We start from the raw sequence: 21,816 nt of genomic DNA on the forward strand, positions 1-21,816 counted from the left end.
CTCGGCGGCTGTTGCTCGGTTGCTCCATTCAACCAGGTTGAACCTCATGAAATTCTCTGAAAACTGGCTGCGCAGCCATGTCCCCACCACCGCCTCGCGCGATGAGCTCAGCGCCGTGCTGACCGCCATCGGCCTGGAAGTGGAAGAGGTCGACGCGCTCGGCGGTGGCCTGGATCACGTGGTCGTCGCGCGTATCGTGGAGGCCGTGCGCCACCCCGAAGCCGACCGCCTGCAGATCTGCCAGGTCGATGCCGGCCGCGGCGAACTGCTGCAGATCGTCTGCGGCGCGCCGAACGCGCGTCCGGGCCTGGTCGCGCCGCTGGCGATGGTCGGTGCACAGATCGGCGCGTTGAAGATCAGTGCCGCCAAACTGCGTGGCGTGGACTCCAACGGCATGCTGTGTTCGGCCAAGGAACTGGGACTGGACAGCGACGCGTCGGGCCTGTTCGAACTGCCCGATGACGCACCGGTGGGGCAGGGGCTGGTCGAGTATCTCGGCCTGCCCGACAGCAGCATCGAGATCAAGCTGACCCCCAACCGCGCCGACTGCTTCAGCGTGCGCGGTATTGCGTTCGACGTGGCCGCGGCCACCCGCAGCGAGGTGGTGCCGTTCGCCGCCGATGCGGTGCCGGCCACCGGCTCGCGTGAGCTGGCGATCGAACTCAATGCCGGCGCCGAAGCGCCGCGCTATCTGGGCCGGGTCATCGAAGGGGTCAATGCCGCCGCCAGGACCCCGCTGTGGATGGCCGAGCGGCTGCGCCGCAGTGGCGTGCGTCCGGTGTCGCTGCTGGTGGACATCACCCAATACGTGATGCTGGACCTTGGCCAGCCGATGCATGCCTACGACCTCGGCACGCTGAGCGGGCCGATCGGCGTGCGCCGCTCGCGCGCGGGCGAAGCCCTGAAGCTGCTCGATGGCCGCGACGCCGCGCTGGACGACAGCTTCCTGGTGGTCACCGATGCGGACCGTCCGGTCGGCCTGGCCGGCCTGATGGGCGGCTTCGACACCCGCGTGACGGACGCCACCACCGATGTCTTCCTGGAAGCGGCCCACTTCGCGCCGGCGGCGATCATGGGCCGCGGCCGCAAGCTGGGCCTGCACACCGATGCCGGCCATCGCTTCGAACGTGGCGTGGACCCGGCGCTGCCGCGTGCGGCCATCGAGCACGCCACCGCGCTGGTGCTGGAACTGGCTGGCGGCACCGCTTCTGCAGTGACCGAAGCGCTGCGCGCAGACGACCTGCCGTCGCCGACGCCGATCACGCTGCGCCGCGCACGCATCACCCGCGTGCTGGGCATCACCATCGAAGACGCCGAAGTGGAGCGCATCCTGCGCGCGCTGGGCATGGAGGTGGTGGGCGCCGGCGAGGGGTGGCAGGTCACCGCACCGAGCCGTCGTTTCGACATCGCCATTGAAGAAGACCTGATCGAAGAACTGGCCCGTATCCACGGTTACGAGCAGATCCCGACCACGCTGCCCGGCGGTGCTTCGCGCGTGGCGATGCCCAGCGAAACCCGCCTGGAAGAACTCAGCGTGCGTCGCCAACTGCTGGCGCGCGAGCTGCAGGAAACCATCAACTTCGCCTTCGTCGATGCGCAGCTGCTGCAGCAGTGGCAGCTGGTCGACAACCTGGTGCCGCTGGCCAATCCGCTGTCGGCCGAACTGGCGGTGATGCGTCCGGCGCTGCTGCCGGGCCTGGTCGCCACGCTGGGCCGCAACGTGGCCCGCCAGGCCGGCCGCGTGCGCCTGTTCGAGATCGGCCGCGCGTTTGCCGCGCAGGCCGGTGAAGGCGCGCCGGCGCCGCTGGAAACCCAGCGCGTGGCCGCCGCGGTATGTGGTGACGCCGACGCCGAGCAGTGGGGCCTGGCCGCACGCAAGGTCGACTTCCACGACCTGAAGGGCGACCTGGAAGCATTGGCCGCCGCCAGTGGCGCCGAGCTGAGCTTCAAACCCTCGGCCCAGCCCTACGGGCATCCGGCGCGTTCGGCCGATGTCTACCGCGGCGATGTCCGCCTGGGCTGGATCGGGCAGATCCACCCGCGCCTGGCCAAGGCGATGGACATCGATGTGGACGTCTACGCCCTGGAGCTGGACCTGGCGCCGTTGGCCGTCCGCGAACTGCCGCGTGCCAGCGAGCTTTCGCGTTTCCCGGCGGTGCGTCGCGACCTGGCCGTGCTGGCCCCCGATGCGGTCGCCTGGACCGATCTGGCCGCTACGGTCCGACTGGCCGCCGGGCCCCTGCTGCGCGAGCTGAACCTGTTCGACCGATATGTCGGGCAGGGGGTCGAGCCGGGCTTCAAGAGTCTCGCTATGGGCTTGATTTTGCAGGACAAGTCGCGCACTCTGACGGACCGCGACGTGGACGCGGTGGTGACCGAGGTGGTCGCTGCCATCGAGCGTGAACACCACGCCCGGATCCGCGGTTGAGCGGGCAGCACCCAGGGGTAAGCAGGCGATGGCACTGACCAAGGCTGAAATGGCCGAAAAACTGTTCGACGAAGTCGGCTTGAACAAGCGTGAGGCCAAGGAATTCGTCGATGCGTTCTTCGATGTGCTGCGTGAAGCGTTGCAACATGGACGTCAGGTAAAGCTGTCCGGCTTTGGCAACTTCGACCTGCGGCGCAAGAACCAGCGCCCGGGTCGCAACCCGAAGACCGGTGAGGAAATTCCGATTTCCGCCCGCACGGTGGTCACCTTCCGTCCGGGCCAGAAGCTCAAGGAAAGGGTGGAAGCGTATGCTGGATCCGGGCAGTAACAGAGAGCTTCCGCCGATACCGGCCAAGCGCTACTTCACCATCGGTGAGGTCAGTGAGCTGTGCGACGTCAAGCCGCACGTGCTGCGCTACTGGGAGACCGAGTTTCCCAGCCTGGAGCCGGCCAAACGTCGCGGCAACCGTCGCTATTACCAGCGCCATGACGTGCTGATGATCCGGCAGATCCGCAGCCTGCTGTACGAACAGGGCTACACCATCGGCGGGGCGCGGTTGCGGCTGGATGGCGCCGATGCGCGTGGCGAGGCCGCGCTCAGCCAGCAGATCATCAAGCAGGTCCGCGTGGAACTGGAAGAAGTGCTGCAACTGCTTCGCCGCTGATTCTTTTTTCGCGTTGATCCGCTATACTTCACGGCCCGCTTCAACGGCGGGGCAACATCGCAGATATTCGGGGCGTAGCGCAGCCTGGTAGCGCATCTGCCTGGGGGGCAGAGGGTCGTCGGTTCGAATCCGGCCGTCCCGACCACTGTGATGAAGAAGAGGCTCGTGCAGCAATGCGCGGGCCTTTTTCGTTTTATTGGTAGCGCGAGCCGTGCTCGCCGAGCGCAGCGGCAGGCCGAGAGCGTGACGACCAATGGTCGTCACCCACCGAAGGTGGCCGTCACGACCGGGCCATCATCGACGCCAGTTCGTGCGCCGCCAGGGGTTCGGCGAACAGGTACCCCTGCAGCTGGTCACAGCCCAGTTCGGTCAGCACCTGCTGCTGCTCCAGGCTTTCCACGCCTTCGGCCACGGTGGTGTAGCCCAGGCCCTTGGCCAGCTCGATGATGGCCTTCGCCTTCAGCCGTGCGCCCGGGTCATCGGCCAGGTGGTCCACCAGTGATTTGTCCATCTTGATGGTGGAAATCGGCAGCCGTGAGAGATAGCCGAAGTTGCTGTAGCCGCTGCCGAAGTCATCGATCGCCACGCGTACGCCCACCCCGGCCAGGCACGCCAGCTGGTCGCCGGCGACCGTATTGGCACGCAGCCATTCGCCTTCGGTGATCTCGATTTCCAGCAGGTTCGGGGGCAGGCCACGCGCAGCCAGCTTCTGCAGCAGACGCTCGGCCATACCTTCGGTGGACAGATCGGACGCGGCCAGGTTGATCGACATGCCCAACGAAAGAGCCTCGCGCTGCCACGCCGCCAGCTGATCCAGCGCCGCGTCCACCACCCAGTCGCTGACCGCCGGCATCAGCGCAGTGCGTTCGAACACCGGAATGAACTCGGCCGGGCCGACGGGACCCAGCCGCGGATGGTTCCAGCGGATCAGCGCTTCGGCCGACACCACCGCGCCGGTCAGCGTATCCACGCGCGGCTGGAACAGCAGATAGAACTCTTCACGGCGAAGGCCGCGTTCGGCATCGGCGGCCAGCCGGTAGCCACGCCGCAGCAGCTCGTCGCGGCGCTCGGAATACCAGCAGAAATCGTGGCGGCTGCTGATCGCCGCCTGCACGCCCACCAGCAGCTTGCGCAGCACGTCATTACTGCTGTCGGTGCTGGGATCGAAGGCGCAGATGCCGGCATGGAACTGTGGCGACATCGGCACCGCGGCGGCCATTACCGGGCGGATAACCCGCTGCTTCAATTCCAGCAACAGCGCCTCCACGTCGTCGGGCGTGAGCAGGTCGATCAGGAACGCAAAGCGGCTCACGCCGACGTGATAGATGTCGGTGATGTCTTCCAACGCCACGCGCAGGCGCACACCGGAGCGGTGGATCATCGCCTCCAGCGGCGGCAGGCCGAGTGCCTGGCCGGCTTCGTCCAGACGCGGCACGTCCAGCACGTCCAGCATGACGGCGTACATCGTTCCGGAGGTTGCGCGCGCTACCAGCCCGTCATAGTCGATATGGAACTGGTGGCGGTTGGACAGGCCGCTGACCGGATCCTGGCGGCCGGACAGGCGCCGCAGTTCCAACTGGCTCATCGCCATGGCGGCCAGCGTTTTCAGGTGCTGGCGTTCGTCTTCGCTGAGCTCGCGCGGTTCGGCGCCCATGACGCAGATGGCGCCGATTGCCACGCCATTCTTGGCGATCAACGGCGCGCCCGCATAGAAGCGAAGATGCGGTGGACCGCAGACCAGGCCGTTTTCCACGAATCGCGGATCGGCACGCAGGTCGCTGACCACCATCACGTCAGGTGAGGTGATGGTATAGGAGCAGACGGAGGAGCGGATGTCGGTTCCGCTGATCTCCAGCCCGACCCGTGAGATGAAGCGCTGGTTATCCACGCCGACGATGGAAACGAAGGCCACCGGTGTATCGAATGCGAAGGCCGCCAAGCGGGTGATGCGGTCCAATGACGCGCCCGCTGCCGCATCCAGCACCTGGAGGGCGCCTACGGCGGTCATCCTTTCCTGGACTTTCAATTCCTCTGACAGCTGCGGCATGGGAAGAGGTGCTCGGCGCACTCACGCGCTGGTAACGAATGACAGGATGCGCCCGGCCGCATCAACGTGGTGTCCACGATCTGCACCTTCGCGCATTCAGCGAAAATCGACCGGTCGCGGGCGCAGCCGACCGGTAAATGCCATAGCCCGAAGGTGTAACGGTGTTTCACGTCGTCCTCAGGTAAGGTACTTGCCTCGGCAACCCAGCTGGCGGCGCCATTGCGCGTCGCCGGCAGCGCCGGATCCAATGCCCCCCTCCCGAGGGGGCTCAACCTGAGGGCCGTTTTCCCCCATGAGCATTTCCCAATCCACTGCGGCATCGCCCGTTTCGGAGCGCGCCGCGCTGAAACGTTCGGTGTCCAATACGCTGAAAGGCTCGGCCGGCAACCTGGTCGAGTGGTACGACGTCTACGTCTATTCGGTGTTCGCCAAGTACTTCGAATCGCAGTTCTTCTCGGCCGACGACAAGAACTCCACCATGTACATCTGGGGCATCTTCGCCGCCACCTTCCTCATGCGTCCCATCGGTGCGTGGTACTTCGGACGGTTCGCCGACCGTTACGGCCGCCGCCTTGCGCTTACCGTATCGGTCAGCGTGATGGCTGCCTGTTCCTTCCTGATCGCCATCGCGCCCACTGCGGCGTCCATCGGCATCTGGGCGGCGGTGATCCTGCTGTTCGCACGCCTGCTGCAGGGCTTCGCCACCGGCGGTGAGTATGGCGCCAGTGCCACCTACATGTCCGAAGCGGCCGTGCCCGGCTGGCGCGGTTTCCTGTCCTCCTTCCATTACGTCACCCTGGTGGGTGGGCACGTGCTGGCGCAGGCCGTGCTGCTGGTGATGCTGCTGTCCTGGGACACCTCGCACGTTTCCGAATGGGGCTGGCGCGTGGCCTTCGGCATCGGTGGCATCGGGGCGCTGGTGGTGTTCTGGCTGCGTCGTACGATGGATGAATCGCTGAGCGCGGAATCGATCGAAGCAGCGAAGGATGGCAAGGCCAAGGCCAGTGGTTCGATGCGCGAACTGTTCGTCAACCAGTGGCGTCCGCTGCTGCTGTGCTTCCTGATCACCGCCGGTGGTACGGTCGCGTTCTACACCTACACCATCAACGGCCCTAAGATGATCCAGACCGCCTTCGCCGGCGACGATGTGATCACCGGCACGCTGATCAACCTGGGTGTATTGACCTTCCTGATGCTGCTGCAGCCGCTGGGTGGCCTGTTGTCCGACCGCATCGGTCGCAAGAGCCTGCTGGTGTTCTTCGGTGTCGGTGGCGTGCTGTACACCTGGTACCTGGTCACCGCACTGCCGCAGCAGACCTCGGCGCTGTCGGCGTTCCTGATCCTGGCCACCGGTTTCGTGATCCTCACCGGTTACACGTCGATCAACGCGGTGGTGAAGGCTGAACTGTTCCCGGCGCACATCCGCGCACTGGGCGTCGGCCTGGGCTACGCGCTTGCCAACTCGCTGTTTGGCGGCACCGCGCCGCTGCTGTACCAGGGCGCGCTGAAGGCCGGTCGGGTAAATGAGTTCGTCATCTACATCACCGCAGTGATCGCGGTGTCGCTGGTGGTCTACATCTTCTTCCTGAAGAACAAGGGACCGAACTGGCTGGACGGCACCCGCAGATAAAGCCGCACTGAGGCAGGAACGAGAGGCCCGCGCGTGAAGCGCGGGCCTTTTTCGTGCAGGCAGGCAAGGCATGATGCTGACGCGGCCTGCACGCGGCGTGCACTTCGTCGATGCCGGCCGTAACGCACTCTGTGGGGGTAAGCCAACGCATTGGAGCACTACCCATGAATACCCCTGGAAAACCGAAACCGTCCTGGCGCCAGAGCCATTACCTGATGATTGCGTTGGCCGTGGTGCTGGTCATCGTAGGGGTCACCATGTTCGCACCGTGGTAAAGCCTGGCTGACGTGCTGACCGTCGTCGGTACGCTTAATCGAAGTAAGCGGAGATCCCGAGCCCGGCCTGCAGGTCCGGGCTGTGGGCATCCAGTCCGGCATCAAGCGATGCATCCAACTGGACCCGATCGGTCCACATCCAGGTAACCCCGCCACCGGCCACCGTCTCCCGTGGCTCGCCGTGTGACCTGGTCACCCCAGCCTCCACGAATGCAGACAGCCGGGGCGTAAGGGCCAGCGATACGCTGGGCGACCACACCGTGCTGCGCTCGCCGTCACCGCGGCTGTGGCTGGCATACAGTGCACCGGTCCAGTGGTCGCTGAAGTCATGCTCATAACTGCCTGCCAGCGCGTACTGGCGCCCCTCGCTGAACGCCGCATCGCCGCGTGCCACCGTGGCCGACCCCAGCAGTGCCCAGCGGTCGGTCTCGCTACCGGTCGGCGGTGCCCACTTCAGGGCGAGCTGTGCATCGCCGCCGCCTTGTGTGCGCGTGCTGGCCATGCCGGGTAAACGGCTGCGCTGGCGCTGCCAAGGCGATCCGGAAAACTGCAGTTCCCAGCGTTCAAACAGGCCGGTGCGCAGCGTCACCTCGCCGGAGAGCTGTTCGGTGCGAAGACCATCGGCATCGCGATCGCGTTCATGGGAGGGAAGTCCAAGCTCCAGTGCCAGCGCGCCGCGCGGCACGATACCGGTGCCCAGGCCGATGCCGGGGCGATCAAACGACGGCGGTTCGTCGGCCTGTTGTGCCTGCACGGCACCACTGACGAAGAGGATGGAACAAACCATCACGGCCAGGCACGCGCTACGCATCGGGACATCCGCCAGGAGATGCGCCGATCATGCGGCGGTGTCGGCCTGACGGTCAATCGTCGAGGCGGGCGAAACGCGGCTGGTTGCCACCGGCGAGGTTCACCTGTTCCACGAACATCGCATAGGGGCGCACCCATAGGCCACCTTCGCCGTACAGTGCGCGGTAAAGCACCATCGGCTGCAGGGTCTCGCTGCTGCGGACCACGTCCACGACTTCGTACAGGCCGCCTTTGAAATGGCGGTAGCGGCCGGGTTGCAGGACGGGCAGGGCAGGCAGGTCGGACATGGAACACTCACGCAGGCATTGGAGCAAGGGATTGTTCAATGCGCCGGGCGCGGCGTCCACCGCCGTGTCAGAACAACGATGCTCGGATCAGCTCCTCGACGAGGATCACATAGCTGGCGCCGAAGTAGAACTTGAGCAGGGAAGGACGCTGGTACAGAAAGGTGCGCATGTGGAAGGGGCCCCCTAAGGTGTACGTAGTGTGAAATGGTTAAAGCGCCGTGACAAGCATCACGGAATCGGGCTCGTGAACAGCGTCAGCCATGTGAGGGCAGGGCAATTCGGACCGGAACGATGGGTCGCCCAGGGGCGGCGACCTAGGCTGCATGCATGGCGCTGTCGCTTATGGCGCCCCCTGCACTCCGGAGCCCCGTCCATGGTCATCGTCGTCCAGAACATCAGCCGCCACTGGCGTGTCGTGCATCCCAGCTGGGAGCGCTCGCGGAATTTCATCTGCGGAAAAGAGGCATTCGATGCCGCCGCAGCGCTGGCCCTGGACCATCACGGCCGGACCGGCACAGCGGTGACGGTGCAGGTGGCTGCCTTTGGCACGGTCGTGGAGGCACTCCGCTTCGAGTGAAATTTCAGAAAACCCTGATGCCGTGCGACTCGAATATGCCCTAGCCTCCGTAACTGGCGGGGGCCATTGGTGTCATGGGTCAGGCGAAGAACCGGGGTGGCAAGGCCGCTACCCGCGATCGTCGACCTGGTTGGCACCCCGTCCGATCATGGAGAGAGAGACCTTATGTTGATCCGCGTCCAGAACGAGCAGCGCCATTGGCGCGTGCTGCATCCGCAGAAGCCGGAAGCCATTTCCTTCCACGAAGGCAGTGCGGCGTTTGATTTCGCCGATGCGCTGGCCCGTGAGCTGCACACCCGTACCGGGCAGGCCTGCTCGGTGCGCGTGGAGGTCAGCGACGCCTTCGTCGATACCGTCAGCTACGGTTGACGCCGGGGGCGCCGAGTGCCGGAGCGCAGACCGGGTGAACCCGTTCAGCTTCCGCTCGCCTACTTGAATGGGCAGCGACCGAGGGTATGCGGGCTATCTTTGCGCGGCCCTCCGGTTGCGCCATGCTCGGCTCATCCGCCACACCAGGACGCACCACGATGACCCAGGAACTGTCTGTTTCGCGCCGCCCTTCGATGCTGTGGGCCGTCTGTCTCCCCTTGCTGGTTGGCGCGGGCCTTGCCGGCTCCGCGCAGGCGCAGTATCGCGACAGCGATCGCCAAGGCTACAACGGGGGCAATACCATCCGCTGTGAGTCGGTCAAGAACCGCAACCAGGAATGCCGTCTGGACGGCCGCGCACGGCTGGTCCGCCAGCTGTCCGGTGCCGCCTGCGTGGAAGGCCGCAGCTGGGGTCAGTCGCGCGATGGCGTGTGGGTCAGCAATGGCTGCCGCGCGGAGTTCGTCGGTGAACGTGGGCGTCCGTCGCGACCCGGCCACGGCGGGGGCAATTGGGGCGGTGGCCATGGCAACGGCAATGGCTGGGGTTCGTCCGGCCAGGTGATCGACTGCGATTCCAATGATCGTCGCCAGCGCCGCTGCAACGTGACCATCCGCCAGGATGCGCGGCTGGTGAAGCAGAAGTCCGGCACGGCCTGCATCGAAGGCCAGAGCTGGGGCTGGGATCGCAACGGCGTATGGGTCAGCAATGGCTGCCGCGGGCAGTTCATGGTGCGTTGACCGCACGGGTTATCTGGCCGCGCAGCGGCCAGAGCGTGACGACCGACGGTCGTCACCCACCCCGGCAACAGCTGACGGCCAGTGGCCGTCAGTAACGTGGTCAGCCCGCCGCGCTCAGCGGCGCGCTGCCGGCCTGCAAGGTCGGCCAGCGCTTCAGTACGGCTGCACGGATACCCGCCGCATCGATGCCTGCTTCGCCCAGCAGGTCTTCGCGGCTGGCGTGATGCTGGAAGCTGTCGGGCAGGCCCAGGTGCAGGATCGGCTTCAGCACGTCCTCGGCGCTCAGCAGTTCGGCCACGGCCGAGCCGGCACCGCCGGCCACCACGTTGTCTTCGATGGTGACGAAGCCCTCGTGGCGTGCGGCCAGCTGCAGCACCAGCTCGCGATCCAGCGGCTTGATGAAGCGCATGTTGACCACGGTCAGGCCGAGTGCACGGCCCACTTCCTCGGCCGCCGGCACGGTGCTGCCGAAGGCCAGCAGGGCCACGCGGCTGCCTTCCACGCGGATCTCGCCCTTGCCGATCGGCAGGGTGGACAGATCGCTGCCAGCGTCCACGCCGGTGCCGCTGCCGCGCGGGTAGCGCACCGCGGCCGGCCCGGCGTACTGCAGGCCGGTGCTCAGCATCTGCCGGCATTCGGCTTCGTTGGACGGGGCCATCACCACCATGTTCGGCACGCAGCGCAGGAAGCTCAGGTCCAGGTTGCCGGCATGGGTGGCGCCGTCCGGGCCAACCACGCCGGCACGGTCGATGGCGAGCAGCACGTCCAGTTTCTGGATCGCCACATCGTGCACCAGCTGGTCGTAGGCGCGCTGCAGGAAGGTGGAGTAGATCGCCACCACCGGCTTTGCACCCTGGGTCGCCATGCCGGCGGCCAGCGTCACTGCGTGTTGTTCGGCAATGGCCACATCGAAGTAGCGTTCTGGATACTCGCGGCTGAAGCGCACCAGGCCGGAGCCTTCGCGCATTGCCGGGGTGATGGCGTGCATGCGCGGGTCGGCGGCAGCGGCGTCGCACAGCCAGTCACTGAACACATCGGTGTAGGTCGGCTTCTTCGCCCCGCCCTTGGCCACCAGGCCCTTCACCGGGTCGAACGGACCCACCGCGTGGTAGCCGATCTGGTCGCCTTCGGCCGGCTCGTAGCCCTTGCCCTTGGTGGTCAGCACGTGCAGCAGCTTCGGGCCTTTCAGCGTCCGCAGCGTCTTCAGCGTGGACAGCAGGGCCGGCATGTCATGGCCGTCGATCGGGCCGGTGTAGTGGAAGCCCATCTCTTCGAACATGGTGGAGGGCACGAACATGCCCTTCCAGTGTTCTTCCCAGCGCTTGACGAAGCGCGCCGGGTTGTTGCGCTTGTCACCGAGGATCTTCTTGCCGCCTTCGCGCAGCGCATTGAGCGTGCGGCTGCCGGTGGCGCGGCCGAGCACCTTGGTCAGCCCGCCGACGGCCTCGGAGATCGACATGTTGTTGTCGTTGAGGATCACCAGCAGGTTCGGCTCCGGCTCCATGCCGCCGGCGTGCATCAGCGCTTCGAACGCCATGCCGGCGGTCATCGCGCCATCGCCGATCACCGCCACCACGCGACGGTCATCGCCCTCGCGCTGGCGTGCGATCGCCATGCCCAGCGCGGCGGAAATGGAGGTCGACGAATGGCCGACGCCAAAGGTGTCGAACTCGCTTTCCTCGCGCTTCGGGAACGGCGCCACGCCGTCCTTCTGCTTGACCGTGTGGATCTGGTCGCGGCGGCCGGTGAGGATCTTGTGCGGGTAGGTCTGGTGGCCTACATCCCAGACCAGCTGGTCATGCGGCGTCTGGTACAGGTAGTGCAGCGCCACGGTGAGTTCGATGACGCCCAGGCCGGCAGCAAAGTGCCCCCCGCTGCGGCCGACCGATTCGATCAGGTAGGCGCGCAATTCGTCGGCGATGGCCCTCAGTTCGGATTCGTCGAACGTGCGCAGTTCTTCCGGTGTCTGGATGCGCGAGAGGCGGGGATAGCGGGCAGAGTCGATCATCATGTTCGTACTTGTGCTGACCGGCTATTTTCGCGCTCAAACCGGGGTGGAGCAAGCAGACCCCGAGACGCGTGATCGCGCAGTGAGTTTGGGCGCGCGCGGATTCACGCGGAAAGCTTCGACTTCTTCGGCAGCTGTGCCTTCAGGAACGTCATCTGATCGGCCAGGATATTGCGGTTGGAGAGGATCAGGTGTTCGATCCAGCTCGGCCGGAAAGGCACGGCCAGCAAGGGCATGCCCGCTTGCTGCGGGGTCCGGTTGCTCTTGCGCGAGTTGCAGTGGAAGCAGGCGGTGACCACGTTTTCCCAGACGTCCAGGCCGCCCTTGGACAGCGGCATCACGTGGTCGCGGGTGAGAACCGGTCGCGAATGCTGTTGGCCGCAGTACAGGCAAAGATGCGCATCGCGCGCGAACAGCGCGGCGTTGGTGAGGTTGGGGGTGGGGTCGGGGGCGCGGGAACGCGCATGGCCACGAGTGGCGATGATCGGATGCAGGTCCAGGCCGCTGCGCAGCCCGCTCAGCCGGTTGGTCCCGCCATGAATGTGCAGGCAGGGGTCGCCCAGGGTCCAGGCCACTGCGCCACGCGCATACAGGCAGGAGGCATCCTGCCAGTTGATCCAATCAAGGACCCGGCCATGGGCATCGAGGGAAAGCAGGCGGACGCTGCCGGGGCGGTGCAGGGGGCTGGGCTCGGGCGATGACCCGGCGTCCGGAGCGGGAAAGGCAGCTCCGGTAGTGATCAGACCCAAGCGTGTAGTGTCTGTCTCCATCGGGATAACAGCTTATACCCTAATGTTTGCATTTTGTGTATTCCCGGCGCCGAACTCGGCAGTGACGGCCGCTGGCCGTCACGCCTTTCCCCGGCTCAGGCGCCGAAGCGCGCGTCGTCCATCGCCATCAGCGAATCGGCACCGGCCTGGATGGCGGCGGCGTGGCCCAGCGTGCGCGGCAGCACGCGCGCGAAGTAGAACCGCGCGGTCTCCCGCTTGGCCTGTTTGAACGCGGCCGTCTGGCTGCTGGCATCGGCTGCGGCCACGCTGCGGGCCCACCAGTATGCCAGCACCACATACCCGGAATAGAACAGGTAATCGTGGCTGGCGGCACCCAGCTCATCCGGGTTGGCAGCCGCGCGCTTCAGCACGTCCATCGTCAGCCCACCCCATTCGGCAGCCTTCGTCCGCAGCGGTGCGATGAACTCCGCCAGCGTCTCATCACTCTCATGCGCCTTGGCGAACGTTTCGATCTCGGCCAGGAACAGCTTCAGGCCCGCGCCCTGGCTGGAGGCGGTCTTGCGGCCGATCAGGTCCAGCGCCTGGATGCCGGTGGTGCCTTCATACAACGTGGTGATGCGCGCATCGCGGGCCAGCTGCTCCATGCCGTGTTCGCGGATGTAGCCATGGCCACCAAAGCACTGCAGTGCGTTGTAGGTGTTCTCGATGCCCCATTCGGTCTGGCATGCCTTGGAAATCGGCGTCAGGAAGCTCACCAGGGTGTCTGCGCGTTCGCGCTCGGCCGGGTCCTGGGCGCTGTGCGCCACGTCGATCAGGGTCGCCGCGTGCAGTGCCAGCAGGCGGCTGCCTTCCACCAGGGATTTGATCGTCAGAAGCATGCGGCGCACGTCCGGGTGCACCAGGATCGGGTCGGCCGGCTTGTCCGGGAACTTGGCCCCACTCAGCGAACGCGACTGCAGACGCTCGCGCGAATATTTAAGCGCGTTCTGGTAGGCGCGCTCGGACAGGCCGATGCCCTGCAGGCCCACCCCCAGGCGTGCGGTGTTCATCATGGTGAACATCGCCTGCAGGCCTTTGTGCGGCTGGCCGACCAGGTAACCTTCGGCGCCGTCGAAGTTCATCACGCAGGTGACGGATCCCTTGATGCCCATCTTGTGTTCGATCGAACCGCAGCGCAGTGCGTTGCGCTCGCCGACGTTCCCTTCGCGGTCGACCTTGAACTTCGGGGTGACGAACAGCGAAATGCCCTTCGCACCCGGGGGCGCATCGGGCAGCTTGGCCAGCACCAGGTGCACGATGTTGTCGGTCAGGTCGTGCTCGCCGGCGGTGATGAAGATCTTGGTGCCGGTGATGCGGTAGCTGCCGTCCGGATTCGGCTCGGCCTTGGTCTTCAACAGGCCCAGGTCCGTGCCGCAGTGCGGTTCGGTCAGGCACATGGTGCCGGTCCAGCGGCCTTCGATCAGCGGCTTCAGGAAGGCGTCGTGCTGCCACGCTTCGCCATGCTGTTTCAGCGCCTCGATCGCACCATGCGAGAGCAGCGGGAAGTTGCCCCAGGCCAGGTTGGCGCCGTTGATCATCTCGTTGAGCGGCACGCCCAGAGTGTGCGGCAGGCCCTGTCCACCGACTTCCGGCGAGGCGGTCAGGCCGGTCCAGCCGCCTTCCACGAACTGGTCATAGGCCGCCTTGAAGCCCGGCGGGGTGGTGACCTCGCCGCTGGCCTGGTCGAGCACGCAGCCCACTTCATCGCCCACGCTGTTCAGCGGTGCCAGCACCGAGGCGCTTAAGCGGCCGGCTTCTTCCAGCACGGCATCCACTACGTCGGCAGTGGCGTCGGTGAAGCCCAGGCGGGCGAACAGCGGCTCGACCTTGAGCACGTCGTGCAGGGCGAAACGCAGGTCGGAAAGCGGGGCGGTATAGCTGCTCATCGTTGAAGCATCTCGATCAGGGGGCGGGGGCGTGGCGCGGCGATGACGGTGCTCGCCTCAGCGCAACACGCCGGGCAGGCCCGGGGCGTGGTTGAGGGTGCTGCGGTTGTTGATCTGGAACGTGCGTTGCTTCTTTTCTTCCGGCGTGGCCGACACCGAACCTTCCAGCCTATAGGCCAGGGTGTGGTTGCTGGCCAGTGCGTCGGCCACGATCAGGCGGGCCTGGGCGGCTGGCTGCAGCTGCAGTTCGATCACATCGGCCGATGTGCCGCCGATCGATACGCCGGGCTTGGCGCTCAGCGTGCCGGCCTCGGCATCGCCGACCGAGAGCTTCAGGGCGATGTCATCGAAGCGCATCGGCATGGAACTGAAGTTCTGCAGGCGCAGGGCCACCTTCCAGCTGCCATCGGCGTTGACGGTCAATTGCTGCAGGCTGCTGGCCGGTTCGGAAACGCGTTTGACCACCTTTTCGCCACAGGCGGCAAGGGCGAGGACGGACAGGACGATCAGGATGGAACGGAAGCGGCGGAGCATGGCGCAGGTCCTCGCGGAAGGGGTGCGTGGAGAGAAAGATACTACGGCGTATGGTGGCGTGCACAGGCCTTCACCTGAACGGCAGAGATTAACGCGCGCCGCTGCCAGTGGCAGCGTGCGGGCACGGGGGCGTCAGGCGGGCTTGGGCAGCGCGCGGCGCGGCCGGCGGGTCAGCGCAGTGGCGCGAGCACCTTCAACGGGGCCAGGTCGTAGCCCATCGCTTCGGCGCGCGCCTTGAGCGCTTCGAACTGCCCGCGTTGCATGCTCGGCGAGCGCGACAGGATCCACAGGTACTTGCGGTCCGGCTCGCCGACCACCGCCCATTGGTAGTCCGGGTCCAGTGCGATCACCCAGTAATCGGCCCATACCAGCGGCAACCAGGACAGCCAATCCGGGGCGAAGCGGACCTCCAGCTGACCCGGTTCGCCCTTTACCGGGCGGGCGACGCCTTCGGCCTGGATGCGTGTGCCGTCTTCCACGCGGCAGCCGTTGAGCACCGAGATGCGGCCATCGCTGCGCAGCCCATAGGTGGCGGTGATGTCGCCGACGCATTTCTTCTGGAACGACACCGGCAGATGGGCGATTTCGTGCCACTGCCCGGCGTAGCGGTCGATATCCAGCGCGGCCACCGCGCGCACCGGTTCGGCGCCGTGGGCGAGGCTGGCCAGTGGCAGCAGCAGGGCAAGGGCACAGGCGCGGCGAAGGGTAGGCAGGGTTGGCATCGGCATGGCTCGTGTGGCGACCGCTCGAGCTTAGCGGTTGCCGCGCCGAGGGTGACGTGAAGCACGTCGCGAAAGGCGTCCCGGCGCCTTGGCAGCTGGCAGATGTGGCATGCTCGCGCCGTCGCTACCGACAAAAGGAATGCCGCAATGAGCAAGGGTCTGGACAAGAAGAAAGAGCAGAAGAAGAAACCTGCCAAGACCGCCAAGGAAAAGAAGGCGGACAAGAACGAAAAGAAGACCACCCGCGGGTTCGGTCCGGCCTGATCCAGGCTGCTGCGTGTCGTCGCCCGGGGCGGGGACACGCGGGAACCGGTGCGGCGGGGCTGTCTCTTGAAGCAGTTACTTCGGCGCGCGCTCGCCCTTGCGCAACGTCAGCACGCGCACCCCGGTGGATGTAACCGCCACGGTGTGTTCGAACTGGGCGGAGCGTTTGCCGTCGCGCGTGTGCACCGGCCACGCGTCGGGCTGGTGGCGGATCGCCGCCTTGCCCTGGTTCAGCATCGGTTCGATGGTGAACACCATGCCTTCCTGCAGCTCCACCCCGGTACCGCGGTGGCCGTAATGCAGGATCTGCGGTTCTTCGTGCATTTCACGGCCAATCCCATGGCCGCAGTATTCCTTGACCACGGTATAGCCCTGTTCGCGCGCGAAACGGGCGATGGCATGGCCGATGTCTCCGGTATGTGCGCCGGGACGTACTGCGGCGATGCCTTTCCACATGGCCTGGTACGTCGCCTGCACCAGCCGCCGGGCCGGGTAGGGCACCTCGCCGACCAGATAGGTGGTGCTGGAATCGGTGATGAACCCGTTCTTTTCCAGTGTGATGTCCAGATTGACGATCTGCCCTTCGCGCAGCACGTCGTCGGCAGAGGGCACGCCATGGCAGACCACGTCGTCGATGGAGGTGTTGAGCACGAACGGGAAGTCGTACTGGCCCTTGCTGGCCGGACGCGCCTGCAGGTCGTCGACGATCATCCGCTCGACCAGGTCGTTGATGTCCATCGTGCTGCGGCCGCGCAGGTCCAGCGTATCGAGGTGATCGAACACCTGGGCCAGCAGCGCGCCGGATTGCGCCATCCGTTCGATGTCCTGCGCGGACTTGATCATGTGTGTCGCTCGGCCAGCCGCGGTGTCTGCACGCCGGCGCTGCGCAGCTGCTCGGCGGCGATCTGCTGGTAGCTCAGTTCCGGGTGCAGTTCGCAGAGCATGCCGATCTTGATCCAGAAGTTGGCCTGGGCATTGATCGAACGATGGCTGACGGTGCAGGCGCGGCGGAGCTGGTCGTGCAGTTCGTCGTCGATGTTGACGATGCCCATGGGCGGGACTCTTTTGGATATATACGAATCGTATATGCTGCGTATATGGCTTGCAAGGCGAAGCCTGCAGGCTCAAAAGGCCGCTTGCGTGCTCGCATCACGACGCTTCCAACGACTAGAACGGCGGCTGAGATATTCGAAAGCCCGCGCACCAACAATGCCCGGTGGTGCAGCTGCCGCTTACCTGCAGGGTCGATCCACTACGATGACGAACGCGCACTGAGCGAGGACGCCATGTGCGGCATTTGAATGCAGGCCGCACTGCCCATCCGTGCAGAGCCGGCGCAACAGGCGAAAAAAAAAGGGCCTGCATTTCTGCAGACCCTTTGAAAACTATGGTGGCCGAGGACGGAATCGAACCGCCGACACGGGGATTTTCAATCCCCTGCTCTACCAACTGAGCTACTCGGCCACTTGTTTCGTTGGCAGCGATGTCGCTGCCGAGGAGGCGCATATTACGGAGCTCACGCGGTTTGGGCAAGCTTTTTGAATAAAAAACTTCACAATGGTGTCTCCGCATCGCGGCTGCGCGCGCAAGTGCTTGATCCTTCGTTGTTGGCAGCATGCATGGGTGCAGCCGTTCTGGCAGACATCTCTGGCAGACATCGACGTCTCGAAAACGTGGGGCGGCAAGGTCTTCGATGCGGTGCTGCCGCTGCTGGCCGTGACCAGCAATGACGGCCAGCGGCCGTCACTACCCTGAGGCGTTGGCGATGCGGGGACGCAACTTCGGCAAGCGGGTGGTCAAGCTGGAAAGAGCAGTTTCAGGGCGCGAAGCGGACCTGGCGCGGGTCGTTCAGGCGCAGCTGGGTCTGGTAGTAATACTTGTCGCTGGGGATGCCATCCGTGCTGAAGACGATCTTCGCGCGGCGCGCCGTGCCCTGCACCAGCAGGCGGCGGTTGACCAAGCGTTCCAGTGGCAGGTTGTCCAGCTGTGCCCGCAGCGCATCGGCCTGGTCGGCTGCCAGCCACACGGTGAGGTTGGCCTGGTGGCGATAGTCGGTTTCGCTGTTGAGGTACAGCCCGTGCCCGGTGAGGTCGATATTGCGCACGGTGACCAGGAAGGTGCCACTGATACCGTTGCGCGGATCATCGTTGGCGGCATGCACGGCTTCGGCCGGGGTGATCAGGCCAGCGGCCGTCATCGGCGGGGCGGTGACGCTGCGGTGGGCACAGCCCGCGCTGAGCAGCAGGACAGGGAGCAGCAGGGCGAAGCGCATGGGACATCCTTGTTCCAGTGTGGACCGCCATTGTGCCGCGCGCAGGTGACCGCGCCAACCACGCTGAACGGGTGGCCACGGCCTCGTGATCTGCACATCACGGCGGCGCCGATAGCGTTGAGTGCCACGACACACCACAACGAGCAGGCACGCAGAATGGGTACCGAAAAGAACGAGCAGGAAGACCGCGCAGGCGTACAGGAAAGCCAGCAGGACCAGCGCCAGGACGACGTGGCGAAGCAGCGCCAGGGACAGCAGGACCAGAAGGTCCGTGATGACCACACCAAGAAGCCTGACCGCAAGGACGGCAGCGGCGAGCCGGCCTGAACGAGAAAAGCCCCGGGAGCGATCCCGGGGCTTTTCGTTTCAATTCGTGGTGGAGCCAAGGAGGATCGAACTCCTGACCTCGTCGATGCGAACGACGCGCTCTCCCAGCTGAGCTATGGCCCCACAGTGGAACTGAGTCTATCCAACTGCCAGAGGCTTGCCAAGCCCGCACGTGCGGACAGAAAGTGGGGCATCGACGCGCCTGCGCAGCCAAAGCTGGAAAAAACGATGGAACCTTACCGCCCGATTTCCTGCGACCTGCACGACCATCTGGAGATCGCCTGCCTGCGCCGGCTTCGCCTGCGGGTGGAGCTGGCCGATGGCACGCAAGTGGAGGGCCGTGCGCTGACCACCGTCAGCACAGCGGCGAAGGAAGAATTCCTGCGCCTGGAATGCACCGATGGCCTGCGTGAGCTGCGGCTGGATCAGCTGCATGCGATCAGCGCCTTGGACGATGGGAGTGGTTTTGGGCGGATCGTACTGTCGGAGTGATCTCGACGCCATGTAACCGTTTCCAGCGACCTTCTCGCGACAAATCAATCGCTTGGATGCTGAATGATGGCGCAAATTTAGCCAGTCCTGGCTAAAGAGGACCGCTTCGGTGCCGATAAAAGTGTGACGCCCAACGCGTTCCCCCTTCCTATCAAGTGCCTCTCGATGACGACTTCTGCCGCCACCGGTTCCACGCTGTCCATTTCTACCCGTCTGGCGATCCTGCTTGCGGCCATCACTGCCGCGGCCTTCGTGCTGCTGGCCCTGCTGATCTACCGGCAGACCGCCGCCAGCTACCAGACGCGCGTGCAGGCCGGGCTGGACACCTCGGCCAGCCTGATGCGCGATTCGGTGGCGCTGTACGACCGCAGCCTCAGCCAGAGCACCGCGCATATGGCCGCTCTGTTCCGCGCCTCGCTGCCGGCCGGCGATGCCGCCGTGGACACCGCGCGCAGCGTGGAGGTGGCCGGGCAGGTCGCCCCGCAACTGATGTTCGGGGGCAGCCCGCTGGCGCTGGATGACGCGGCGGTGGATCGTTTCGCCGCCTCCACCGGCGGTGTGGCGACGGTGTTCGTGCGCGATGGCGATGACTTCGTGCGGGTGGCGACCTCGCTGCGCAATGCCGCCGGTGAGCGCGTGCTCGGCACCAGGCTGGACCATGCCCACCTGGCGTATTCGAAGATCATCGCCGGCGAAGCCTTCAGTGGCCCGGCGCACCTGTTCGGCACCGATTACATGACCCACTACATGCCGCTGAAGGATGCGGCCGGTGCGGTGGTCGGCATCGCCTTCGTCGGCCAGGACCAGTCGGCCGGGCTGGCCGCGCTGAAGGCCAGCCTGCGTGATTCCACGCTGGGCAAGGACGGCTACTTCATGGCCATCGATACGCGCCCGGGCGAGGGCTTCGGCAAGGTGATCGCCGCGCCCGCCGGTGAAGGCGGCAGGATCAGCGAGCGCGTGGTGGCCGAAGACCTGCCGCTGCTGCAGGCGCTGCTGGAAGGGCGCCAGGCATCGGCCACGCTGCAGGTGCGCAGCGCCGATGGCAAGGACACCCGCGGCTATTTCGTTTCCGCGCAGGCGCATGCGCCGTGGCGCTGGATGGTGCTGGGCATGGAGCCGGTGTCGGTGCTGCAGGACGTGCTGCGCACGCTGCTGCTGCAGATCGCCGGCATTTCCGCACTGGCCCTGCTGGCGGTGATCGGCGCGACCGTGCTGGCCATGCGCCGGTTGCTGGCCCGTCCGCTGCAGCAGGCCGAACAGGTGGCCCTGGACGTGGCAGCGGGCCGGCTGGACCGCGAGATCCCGCAGCGTCGCCCCGATGAAGTGGGGCGCCTGCTTTCGTCCATGCGGCAGATGCAGTCCACCCTGCGCAGCGTCACCGCCGCACAGGACCGGATGGCCCAGCACCACGCCGAGGGCACCATCAGCCACCGCATCGATGCCGACGCGTTCCAGGGTGCATTCCGCAGCATGGTGGAAGGCACCAACGCGCTGGTGGATGCCCACGTGCGCACCACGCTGGAGATGGTCGAGCTGGTACAGGAATACGCCACCGGTGACCTGTCGGCGTCGATGCAGGAACTGCCCGGTGAGAAGGCCCGCATCAGTGCGTCGGTCAACGGCGTGCGCGCCCGCCTGCAGGCCATCAACGGTGAGATCAGGCGTCTGGTCGCGGCTGCTGCAGCCGGTGATTTCGGCGCGCGCGGTGACGCTGAAGCGTTCGACAACGATTTCCGGCTCATGGTGGAAGGACTGAACACCCTGATGACCACGGCCGACCACAACCTGGCGGCGCTGTCCGACCTGCTGCGCAACCTGGCGCGGGGCGACCTGCGCAGCCGTATCGAAGGGGATTTCCAGGGCGTGTTCGCCGAAATGCGCGATGACGCCAACCAGACCGTGACCAGCCTGGGCACGATCATCGCCGGCATCCAGCGCTCGGCCGATGGTGTGTCGGCGGCGGCGGCGGAAATCGCCTCGGCCAGCGAAGACCTGTCACGCCGGACCGAACAGCAGGCAGCGAACCTGGAAGAGTCGGCCGCATCGATGGAAGAAATGACCGCAGCGGTGCGCCAGAGCGCGGACCACGCGGTACGCGCAGACAAGCTGGCGGTGCAGGCCACCGGCGTGGCATCCCAGGGCGGTGAAGCGGTGGCCGAGGTGGAGCGCACCATGCGCCTGATCGAAGCGTCCTCGCGGCGCATCGCCGACATCACCACGGTGATCGATGGCATCGCCTTCCAGACGAATATCCTTGCGCTGAACGCGGCGGTGGAAGCGGCCCGTGCCGGTGAAGAAGGGCGTGGTTTTGCCGTGGTCGCCAGTGAAGTCCGCACGCTGGCGCAGCGCTCGGCGCAGGCGGCGCGCGAGATCAAGGGGCTGATCGACGAATCGGTGGAGCAGGTCGGCACCGGCAGTGCGCTGGCAGCGCAGGCCGGCGAGACCATCCAGCAGGTGGTGACCGCGGTGGGCGAACTGGGTGCGGCGATCGGCGGCATTGCGTCGGCATCGCGCGAGCAGGCCGCCGGCATCGAACTGGTCAACCAGAGCATCGTGCAGATGGACGGAGTCACCCAGCAGAACGCGGCGCTGGTGGAGGAAACCTCGGCCTCGGCGCAGTCGATGACCGCCCAGGCCGCGTCGCTGCGCGAAGCCGCAGCGCGCTTCGTGCTGGCGCGTGGGACGGTGGTGGCGACGTAACCAGGGCGGTACGCGG

At 65.9% G+C, this 21,816-nt stretch carries 22 protein-coding genes and 3 tRNA genes; 12 read left to right on the forward strand and 13 right to left on the reverse strand.

Translation table 11 applies throughout. The features are described 5' to 3' along the window. The first annotated feature begins 46 nt into the window (after nucleotides 1–46). The 4 genes from pheT to H9654_RS15580 all read left to right on the forward strand — a co-directional run bounded on the left by pheT (nucleotide 47) and on the right by H9654_RS15580 (nucleotide 3,238). Nucleotides 47–2,428, forward strand: a complete 2,382-nt coding sequence (gene pheT / locus H9654_RS15565; protein WP_191771698.1) for a phenylalanine--tRNA ligase subunit beta — start codon at nucleotides 47–49, stop codon at nucleotides 2,426–2,428. 28 nt (nucleotides 2,429–2,456) lie between these two features. After that, entirely contained in the window at nucleotides 2,457–2,756 is a 300-nt protein-coding gene (locus tag H9654_RS15570; protein WP_042612988.1) for an integration host factor subunit alpha, read from the forward strand. Continuing rightward, entirely contained in the window at nucleotides 2,737–3,093 is a 357-nt protein-coding gene (locus H9654_RS15575) for a MerR family transcriptional regulator (RefSeq protein WP_042612987.1), read from the forward strand. Before H9654_RS15570 ends, H9654_RS15575 begins: the two co-directional genes overlap by 20 nt. 68 nt (nucleotides 3,094–3,161) lie before the next feature. Then, nucleotides 3,162–3,238: transfer RNA gene (locus H9654_RS15580), tRNA-Pro, on the forward strand. A 135-nt stretch (nucleotides 3,239–3,373) separates the two neighbouring features. Here H9654_RS15580 and H9654_RS15585 read toward each other — a convergent pair. Beyond that, nucleotides 3,374–5,101: a putative bifunctional diguanylate cyclase/phosphodiesterase gene (locus H9654_RS15585; RefSeq protein ID WP_225212107.1), complete on the reverse strand. Its 1,728-nt coding sequence runs from the start codon at nucleotides 5,099–5,101 to the stop codon at nucleotides 3,374–3,376. 331 nt (nucleotides 5,102–5,432) lie between these two features. On the opposite strand from H9654_RS15585, the gene H9654_RS15590 reads away from it, so the two are divergent. Further along, nucleotides 5,433–6,770, forward strand: coding sequence for an MFS transporter (locus tag H9654_RS15590; RefSeq protein ID WP_101100744.1), 1,338 nt, complete (start codon nucleotides 5,433–5,435; stop codon nucleotides 6,768–6,770). A 309-nt stretch (nucleotides 6,771–7,079) separates the two neighbouring features. Here H9654_RS15590 and H9654_RS15595 read toward each other — a convergent pair whose 3' ends face one another. Continuing rightward, nucleotides 7,080–7,856 carry a transporter gene (locus H9654_RS15595; protein WP_191771699.1) on the reverse strand — a complete coding sequence of 259 codons (777 nt, stop codon included), beginning with the start codon at nucleotides 7,854–7,856 and terminating at the stop codon, nucleotides 7,080–7,082. 52 nt (nucleotides 7,857–7,908) lie between these two features. Next, complete coding sequence (locus H9654_RS15600) at nucleotides 7,909–8,142, reverse strand: DUF1653 domain-containing protein (RefSeq protein ID WP_191771700.1); 234 nt, start codon at nucleotides 8,140–8,142, stop codon at nucleotides 7,909–7,911. A 373-nt stretch (nucleotides 8,143–8,515) separates the two neighbouring features. On the opposite strand from H9654_RS15600, the gene H9654_RS15605 reads away from it, so the two are divergent. The 3 genes from H9654_RS15605 (at nucleotide 8,516) to H9654_RS15615 (ending at nucleotide 9,825) form a co-directional block, all read left to right on the forward strand. Continuing rightward, the gene (locus H9654_RS15605) at nucleotides 8,516–8,719 is read left to right on the forward strand and encodes a hypothetical protein (RefSeq protein WP_191771701.1); all 204 of its coding nucleotides are present in this window, start codon (nucleotides 8,516–8,518) and stop codon (nucleotides 8,717–8,719) included. Nucleotides 8,720–8,884: 165 nt separating this feature from the next. After that, nucleotides 8,885–9,088 carry a hypothetical protein gene (locus tag H9654_RS15610; protein ID WP_042612980.1) on the forward strand — a complete coding sequence of 68 codons (204 nt, stop codon included), beginning with the start codon at nucleotides 8,885–8,887 and terminating at the stop codon, nucleotides 9,086–9,088. 158 nt (nucleotides 9,089–9,246) lie between these two features. Beyond that, nucleotides 9,247–9,825 carry a DUF3011 domain-containing protein gene (locus H9654_RS15615; RefSeq protein ID WP_225212108.1) on the forward strand — a complete coding sequence of 193 codons (579 nt, stop codon included), beginning with the start codon at nucleotides 9,247–9,249 and terminating at the stop codon, nucleotides 9,823–9,825. Nucleotides 9,826–9,925: 100 nt separating this feature from the next. On the opposite strand, the gene dxs is transcribed toward H9654_RS15615, so the two are convergent. From dxs to H9654_RS15655, 8 genes are all read right to left on the reverse strand, one after another. Continuing rightward, nucleotides 9,926–11,833, reverse strand: a complete 1,908-nt coding sequence (gene dxs / locus H9654_RS15620) for a 1-deoxy-D-xylulose-5-phosphate synthase (RefSeq protein WP_191771726.1) — start codon at nucleotides 11,831–11,833, stop codon at nucleotides 9,926–9,928. A 104-nt stretch (nucleotides 11,834–11,937) separates the two neighbouring features. Next, on the reverse strand, nucleotides 11,938–12,603 hold the full coding sequence (locus H9654_RS15625) for an HNH endonuclease (protein ID WP_057507973.1): 666 nt from the start codon (nucleotides 12,601–12,603) through the stop codon (nucleotides 11,938–11,940). Between the two features lie 95 nt (nucleotides 12,604–12,698). Continuing rightward, entirely contained in the window at nucleotides 12,699–14,489 is a 1,791-nt protein-coding gene (locus H9654_RS15630) for an acyl-CoA dehydrogenase C-terminal domain-containing protein (protein WP_191771702.1), read from the reverse strand. 57 nt (nucleotides 14,490–14,546) lie between these two features. Then, nucleotides 14,547–15,023, reverse strand: coding sequence for an LEA/WHy family protein (locus H9654_RS15635; RefSeq protein WP_191771703.1), 477 nt, complete (start codon nucleotides 15,021–15,023; stop codon nucleotides 14,547–14,549). Nucleotides 15,024–15,193: 170 nt separating this feature from the next. Further along, nucleotides 15,194–15,745: a lipocalin family protein gene (locus tag H9654_RS15640; RefSeq protein WP_191771704.1), complete on the reverse strand. Its 552-nt coding sequence runs from the start codon at nucleotides 15,743–15,745 to the stop codon at nucleotides 15,194–15,196. Between the two features lie 339 nt (nucleotides 15,746–16,084). Next, the gene (map, locus tag H9654_RS15645) at nucleotides 16,085–16,852 is read right to left on the reverse strand and encodes a type I methionyl aminopeptidase (protein ID WP_191771705.1); all 768 of its coding nucleotides are present in this window, start codon (nucleotides 16,850–16,852) and stop codon (nucleotides 16,085–16,087) included. Beyond that, entirely contained in the window at nucleotides 16,849–17,061 is a 213-nt protein-coding gene (locus H9654_RS15650; RefSeq protein WP_191771706.1) for a ParD-like family protein, read from the reverse strand. Before H9654_RS15650 ends, map begins: the two co-directional genes overlap by 4 nt. Before the next feature lie 336 nt (nucleotides 17,062–17,397). Further along, nucleotides 17,398–17,473, reverse strand: a tRNA-Phe gene (locus tag H9654_RS15655). Nucleotides 17,474–17,632: 159 nt separating this feature from the next. On the opposite strand from H9654_RS15655, the gene H9654_RS17910 reads away from it, so the two are divergent. Then, complete coding sequence (locus H9654_RS17910) at nucleotides 17,633–17,764, forward strand: hypothetical protein (protein ID WP_263615091.1); 132 nt, start codon at nucleotides 17,633–17,635, stop codon at nucleotides 17,762–17,764. Between the two features lie 61 nt (nucleotides 17,765–17,825). On the opposite strand, the gene H9654_RS15660 is transcribed toward H9654_RS17910, so the two are convergent. Then, the gene (locus H9654_RS15660; RefSeq protein WP_182656705.1) at nucleotides 17,826–18,281 is read right to left on the reverse strand and encodes a hypothetical protein; all 456 of its coding nucleotides are present in this window, start codon (nucleotides 18,279–18,281) and stop codon (nucleotides 17,826–17,828) included. A 156-nt stretch (nucleotides 18,282–18,437) separates the two neighbouring features. On the opposite strand from H9654_RS15660, the gene H9654_RS15665 reads away from it, so the two are divergent. After that, nucleotides 18,438–18,608: a hypothetical protein gene (locus H9654_RS15665; protein WP_191771707.1), complete on the forward strand. Its 171-nt coding sequence runs from the start codon at nucleotides 18,438–18,440 to the stop codon at nucleotides 18,606–18,608. A gap of 47 nt (nucleotides 18,609–18,655) precedes the next feature. Here H9654_RS15665 and H9654_RS15670 read toward each other — a convergent pair. Next, a tRNA-Ala gene (locus tag H9654_RS15670) sits at nucleotides 18,656–18,731 on the reverse strand. Nucleotides 18,732–18,836: 105 nt separating this feature from the next. Here H9654_RS15670 and H9654_RS15675 point away from each other — a divergent pair. Beyond that, the gene (locus H9654_RS15675) at nucleotides 18,837–19,100 is read left to right on the forward strand and encodes a Rho-binding antiterminator (protein ID WP_191771708.1); all 264 of its coding nucleotides are present in this window, start codon (nucleotides 18,837–18,839) and stop codon (nucleotides 19,098–19,100) included. 165 nt (nucleotides 19,101–19,265) lie between these two features. Continuing rightward, a complete protein-coding gene (locus tag H9654_RS15680; protein WP_191771709.1) occupies nucleotides 19,266–21,800 on the forward strand; it encodes a Cache 3/Cache 2 fusion domain-containing protein in 2,535 nt (844 codons plus the stop codon). The last annotated feature ends 16 nt before the right edge of the window (nucleotides 21,801–21,816 follow it).

Source organism: Stenotrophomonas lacuserhaii, assembly GCF_014836545.1.
Taxonomy (GTDB): Bacteria; Pseudomonadota; Gammaproteobacteria; order Xanthomonadales; family Xanthomonadaceae; genus Stenotrophomonas; species Stenotrophomonas lacuserhaii.